The 6521-nt window shown below is 45.7% G+C and carries 3 protein-coding genes; all 3 read left to right on the top strand.

What is annotated here, in order from left to right; translation table 11 throughout:
• The first annotated feature begins 604 nt into the window (after nucleotides 1-604).
• The 3 genes from EWV68_RS12770 to hpsP all read left to right on the top strand — a co-directional run bounded on the left by EWV68_RS12770 (nucleotide 605) and on the right by hpsP (nucleotide 6223).
• The gene (locus tag EWV68_RS12770; protein WP_287169995.1) at nucleotides 605-3175 is read left to right on the top strand and encodes a DUF3536 domain-containing protein; all 2571 of its coding nucleotides are present in this window, start codon (nucleotides 605-607) and stop codon (nucleotides 3173-3175) included.
• Between the two features lie 137 nt (nucleotides 3176-3312).
• The gene (gene trpB / locus EWV68_RS12765) at nucleotides 3313-4560 is read left to right on the top strand and encodes a tryptophan synthase subunit beta (protein ID WP_012265094.1); all 1248 of its coding nucleotides are present in this window, start codon (nucleotides 3313-3315) and stop codon (nucleotides 4558-4560) included.
• Between the two features lie 451 nt (nucleotides 4561-5011).
• Nucleotides 5012-6223 (top strand): hormogonium polysaccharide biosynthesis glycosyltransferase HpsP, encoded by a 1212-nt coding sequence (gene hpsP / locus EWV68_RS12760; RefSeq protein WP_061432979.1) that lies wholly within the window; start codon nucleotides 5012-5014, stop codon nucleotides 6221-6223.
• The last annotated feature ends 298 nt before the right edge of the window (nucleotides 6224-6521 follow it).

The raw sequence follows: 6521 nt of genomic DNA, 5'->3' as shown, positions 1-6521 counted from the left end.
CGGTAAGAATAGGCTTTTTCCATACCTCACATTCTAACACATATTTCGTAAACGATGCTCATATTTAACAGCAAAGCCGCCGTAAAACGGCGGGGTTTCAGACCCAAAATTTCCGATGAAAGGCGCGCGCCAGTGGTTTGTAAAACATCCGTTTAGTCCGCCACCCTTCATGAAGTGGTGATGCGATCTCTGATCCCGTAGGATGGGTTGGCACAGCGTAACCCGTCAAAAACATTGATGATTAAAGGCGATCATTTTTGGGCGTGGCCAAATTTTCCTCAGCTTGGCGATCGCTTTTGGGGCAGGGGTAAGAGCGATCGCATCTCTCCTAGGCTAGAACGCCGATGGCAAAGGATGGTCAGTCAGCCCTAGATAGTCAACAGCTTACCCGAAAAAGCTAGATTTTGTAACAAGATTTAGTATTACTTAGTGCTGTGTATAGAGAAGTTGCGAATTGTTAACCTTAGCTTTGCTAGGAAAATAAAATGTGATATTGTGACCCCAAGGCCGTAAAAAACGGCCAGGTTTTCAGTTTTTTAAAACATCAGGTCGCTACATTCTACAGCTATTTTCGCTCAAAAAAACCGATTTTCTAGGCCTTTCTATGACTTATCTTGTTGAAAATCCTTCTACAACCTTTTATTCCTATACCGATACGGGGGTCGATCCCCTGAAAACCGCTCACGGAGTTTATATCACGGTTCACGGACATTTTTACCAACCACCGCGAGAAAATCCCTATCTAGACAGAATTGAACGGCAACCGAGCGCCCATCCCTTCCATAATTGGAATGAACGCATCCATCACGAGTGTTATCGTGCCAATGCTTTTGCGCGCATTTACAATGACCGGGGGGAAGTGATCAAAATAGTTAATAACTACGAATATCTCAGCTTTAACATCGGGGCCACCCTCATGTCATGGATGCAATCCCATGATCCCGAAGTTTACCAACGCATCCTGACAGCGGATCAAAAAAGTTGTCAACGCTTAAACGGTCATGGTAACGCCATCGCCCAAGTCTATAATCATATCATTCTGCCCCTAGCCAACAAACAGGACAAATACACCCAAATTCGCTGGGGAAAAGCCGATTTTCAGCACCGTTTCGGTCGCGATCCCGAAGGAATGTGGTTAGCGGAAACAGCCATTGATTTAGCCACAGTGACAGCTTTAATCGATGAAGGGATTAAATTTACCATTTTAGCCCCTTCCCAGGCCCTGCGCTGTCGTCCTTTCCCTAGCGACCAGGATCCTCATCCCCAATGGCACGCGGTGGCCGGAGGTCAAATCGATCCCACCCGTCCCTATCGCTGTTACATCCCCGATGGTCGTTATCTGGATATTTTCTTCTACGATGGTCCAATTTCTCGGGATATGGGCTTTAATGATGTCCTAGCCAGCAGTGATTTTCTCGTCGGTCGTCTGGGACAGGCAATTAAAGGGGATCATCGTCCCTCCCAGTTAATCAGCGTCGCTACCGATGGGGAAACCTTCGGCCACCACAAACAGGGGACAGAGAAGTGTCTTAGCTATGCTTTTACGGAATCTTTCCCTAAAAACGGCTGGACAGTCACCAATTTCGCCCATTATCTCAGTATTTGCCCCCCCACTTGGGAAGTGGAATTAAAACCCGTGACCGCTTGGAGTTGTGTCCATGGCGTAAATCGTTGGCAGGATGACTGTGGTTGTGGGGGAGGGGGAAATTACCAGCAAAAATGGCGTAAACCCCTGCGGGAGTCCCTAAATTGGCTCAGAGATGAGTTAATTAAGGTATATGAGATTCAAGGACAGGAATTTTTCCGCGATCCTTGGCAGACAAGGGATGACTACATTGCAGTTATTTTAGATCGCTCCCCAGACGCGATCGAACATTTCCTCGCTTTGCATCAAAGTCGCAACCTGAGTAAAAGCGAGAAAATCGATGCTTTGCGTTTATTAGAAATGCAAAGACAGGCTTTATTGATGTTTACCAGTTGTGGCTGGTTTTTTGAGGAAATTTCTCGACCTGAAGGTACGCAAATTTTGAGATATGCTGGCCGGGCCCTGGAATTAGCCGGAGAAGTGGCCGGCATTCAATTAGAAATGAATTTCCTCAGTCGTCTAGCTTTCGCCCCCAGTAACGTTAAGTTATATCAAGATGGGGCTGATGTCTATCGACAATTGGTCACTTCTGCGCGGGTGGATTTGGAACGGGTGGCAGCCCATTACGCTATTAGTTCCCTATTTACCAATTATCCCAGTCATCATCGGATTTATTGTTACAATACCCGTCAATTAGATTATCAAAAACAAGCGATCGGGTCTTTAACTTTAGCAGTGGGACAGGTGGAATTAACCTCAGAAATTACCCAAGAAAGTGAACATTTTGTCTTTGCTGTTCTACATTTAGGAGGTTGGGATTTTTACTGCTGCATTCAACCTTTTAACGGTCGGTTAATCTATACCAATCTTAAGGATCATCTCTTTGAATCTTTACAACAGGCCAGTGTCTCGACCATGATCGTAGAAATGGGGCGCGGATTGGGAGAAAACTTTTTTGCTTTACCCCATCTTTTTGCCGATGAAAGACACCGGATCATGCAGAAGGTGACAGCCGAAACTAAAAAACGTCTCGATCAATTATACACCCAAGTTTATCGGGATAATTACGGGATTTTAGCGGCTTTCCAACGGGATGAGCTGCCCGTACCTCAAGAGTTACAGGTAGCGGCCGATATTGCCATTTCTCACCGTTGTTTACAGATGATTAATGCCCTAGAAAAAGATTTTGAGCAGCGGCAAGCAACGGAGAATAATCTCGATCAATTATTGGCTATTGCTAAGGAAGCCAATCATTTACACTGTCAATTAAACATTCCCGAAGCGCGTCAAACCTTAGAAAGTCTGCTCTGGCAATCTCTTGGGAAATTATTACACGATGGCGATCCTTTAACGGCGGAGGAGGATACTCGCCTAATCACCCGTTTAATTGAAGTTAGCCAACAATTAAAGCTAGGATTATCCCTCGATCGCTCTCAGGAATTATACTATTATTACTTCCATGATCGTCTAGTTCCTAATTCTTGGCGGTCCAATTCAATAGACGCTGCCTGTCCCTGGCCGATGACTCAATTAAAATGGTTATTACTATTAGGACAGGTGTTAAAAGTTGATGTGAGTATTTGGCTGTAAAATCAGTCAAAGGGTGGGCAATGCTCACCCTTTGATGATTAAGTGGGTTAGGCGATGATTGCCCTCGAACTCAGGTTAACCCAGAGACTAAACCCTTAGATTTATAATGGATCATAAGTCTCTCATCGAAGGTTTACATGACTATCACGCCAATTTATGCCGCCTCAGCCGGCACAGCAACCCAGTATCCCGATGCTTTTGGGCGTTTTGGACGCTACGGGGGCAAATACGTCCCAGAAACCCTGATGCCAGCCTTAAGTGAACTAGAAACGGCCTATAATCAGTATCAAGACGACCCCGATTTTCAAGAAGAATTAAATCAACTGCTCAAGGATTACGTCGGTAGACCTAGTCCCTTATATTTTGCCGAACGTCTCACCGCCCATTATGCCAAAGCTGACGGTACTGGGGCGCAAATTTACCTGAAACGGGAAGATTTAAACCATACCGGGGCCCACAAGATTAATAACGCCCTCGGTCAGGTTTTATTAGCCAAACGCATGGGTAAAAAGCGAATTATCGCCGAAACCGGGGCAGGACAGCACGGCGTGGCCACCGCTACGGTTTGCGCTCGTTTTGGTCTAGAATGCGTGATTTATATGGGAATTCACGACATGGAACGCCAGGAACTCAATGTTTTCCGCATGAGACTGCTTGGGGCGACGGTGCAACCCGTGGCCGCCGGGACAGGAACCCTGAAAGATGCCACCTCGGAAGCGATTCGCGACTGGGTAACTAATGTGGAAACCACTCACTACATCCTTGGTTCTGTGGCAGGTCCTCATCCCTATCCGATGATGGTGCGCGATTTTCACGCGGTTATCGGTCAAGAAACTCGTCAGCAAAGTCTGGAAAAATGGGGCGGTTTACCGGATATTCTCCTCGCTTGTGTGGGGGGTGGTTCTAATGCTATGGGTTTATTTCATGAGTTTGTTAAAGAAGCTTCCGTGCGTTTAATTGGTGTTGAGGCCGCCGGGGAAAGTATCGCTTCCGGAAAACACGCCGCCACCCTTACCCAAGGTCAACCGGGGGTTCTACATGGAGCAATGAGTTATTTATTACAAGATAGCGAAGGTCAAGTTATCGAGGCCCACTCAATTAGTGCCGGTTTAGATTATCCCGGAGTCGGGCCAGAACATAGCTTTTTAAAAGATAGTGGTCGCGCCGAATATTACAGTGTCACTGACCGGGAAGCATTAGAAGCTTTTCAAAGAGTTTCCCGTTTAGAAGGGATTATTCCGGCCCTAGAAACTGCCCACGCTTTAGCCTATTTAGAAACTCTTTGCCCACAAGTAACTGGTAGTCCTCGCATTGTTATTAATTTCTCTGGACGGGGTGATAAAGATGTGCAATCGGTGGCTAAATATTTATCGATGAATGGTTAACCTTTAGCCTTTTCAGTGAGCAGTTATCAGTGAGCAGTTATCAGATTTGAGTATTAAGTGATCGGTATTAGATGAGCAGTATTAAATGGCGGTTTCTTGCTGTCTTTTTACCCTTGACCGATTATCATTTACTGAGCCATGAAAATGCTACCTACTCCCCGTCTCATCACTGATAACTGCTTACTGTTTACTGATAACTGGTAAATCAGAGGGATAAGCTATTGTCCATCTAAATTTGATATTCGTTTTCAACCGTTCCCTGTTCCGGACTAGCTGAATTTGATATCCTCTTGGGGTTTCTTGAGCGGTTTCCCAGCTGCCTTAACAGATTTACTCTGTTCTGGTCTTAGAGTCGCTCTAAGTGGCACTTTCTAGCATATATCGTGCAAATGCGCTAGTATTTAACAGTAAAGCCAACCTAGAACGACGGGGTTTCTGACCCAATTTTTCGATGAAAATTCTTCAGATTGTTCCTTCGATTTCCCTTGTTTATGGTGGCCCTAGTCAAATGGCACTCGGTTTGTCAGCGGCCTTGGCGCAACTAGGCCAAGAGGTGACTATTATTACCACCGATTCCAATGGTGACACGGGACAAGCACCCCTAGATGTGCCTTTAGGGGTCCCTGTTAGTCAAAATGGCTATCAAATCTATTATTTTCGCTGTTCTCCCTTTCGCCGCTATAAATTTTCCCTTGATCTGTTTACTTGGTTGGCTAATAGGGCAAAAGATTACGATATCGCCCATATTCATGCCTTATTCTCCCCAGTGAGCAGTATATCGGCTTTGATCGCTCGTTACCGTCAACTGCCCTATATTCTCCGTCCCCTAGGCACCCTCGATCCGGCAGATTTGCAAAAAAAACGGCAACTTAAACAAATATATGCCAATTTTCTGGAAAAACCCAATTTAGCGGCGGCGGCGGCAGTTCATTTTACCAGTCAGCAGGAGTGTCAAATCGCCGAAAGATTTAATATAACAACGAAAGATATTATCATCCCCCTAGGGGTAGATTTTTTTAACCCACAAGCTCTACCGGTAAACGGTTTTGATCTTCCCCAAAATAAACCGATCATCCTCTATATGTCCCGTCTTGACCCGAAAAAAGGTCTAGATTTATTGCTGCCCAGTTTAGAAAGTCTGTTAGCAAAGGGCCTAGATTTTCATTTTGTCTTAGCAGGAGGCAATCCCCAGGATCGGGAGTACGAAAATCGCATTAAAAATCAGATCGAGCGGTCAATCTTGGGCAAAAATACAACAATTACCGGATTTGTGACCGGAGAAGTAAAAAATAACCTCCTCGCTAGGGCCGATTTATTTGTTTTACCTTCCTACTATGAAAATTTTGGCATCGCAGTGGCAGAAGCTATGGCTGCCGGAATTCCCGTGGTTATCTCCGACCGGGTGGATCTGCATCCTGCGGTGGCAGCAGCGGCTGCGGGATGGGTGACAGCTTGTCAGCTGGAGGATTTAACTAATACTTTGGCAACTGCCCTGACTAATCCTGAAATTCGCCAACAACGAGGGAAAAATGCCAGGGATTTAGTCTTAAATCAATATAGTTGGTCGGCGATCGCTGACCAACTGTTAACCGTCTATGAAAATCTAGTCGGCGCTATCGATCGTCCCCTGCTCGATCGAAGTCACAGACGGATTAAGATTTAGGCCATCAGGATAACCAGCACTAAAAATGCCAGTAGGGTTAAACCTGATTGCAGAAAGACGGGAAGCGCAAAAGAATTCATAACAGTGGCTCACTTTTCTAGGGATGGCTCTATTTCCAATATACGCTTTCATCGGAAATTTTGGGTCTGAAACCCCGCCGTTCTAGGTTGGCTTTACGTTAGAACCCACATTCCGCACCCTAAGTGTCACAACGTCTCGAAAGAGGAAGGAGCGTGAGTCAAAATACTTATCTAGAGGAGTGAGTTGGCGGCAAGCTGCCGGCAACTAAGTCGAAAAA

This window comes from Microcystis sp. M_QC_C_20170808_M9Col (assembly GCF_007095495.1).
GTDB lineage: Bacteria > Cyanobacteriota > Cyanobacteriia > Cyanobacteriales > Microcystaceae > Microcystis > Microcystis aeruginosa.
This window is presented reverse-complemented; position numbering and strand designations above follow the sequence as displayed.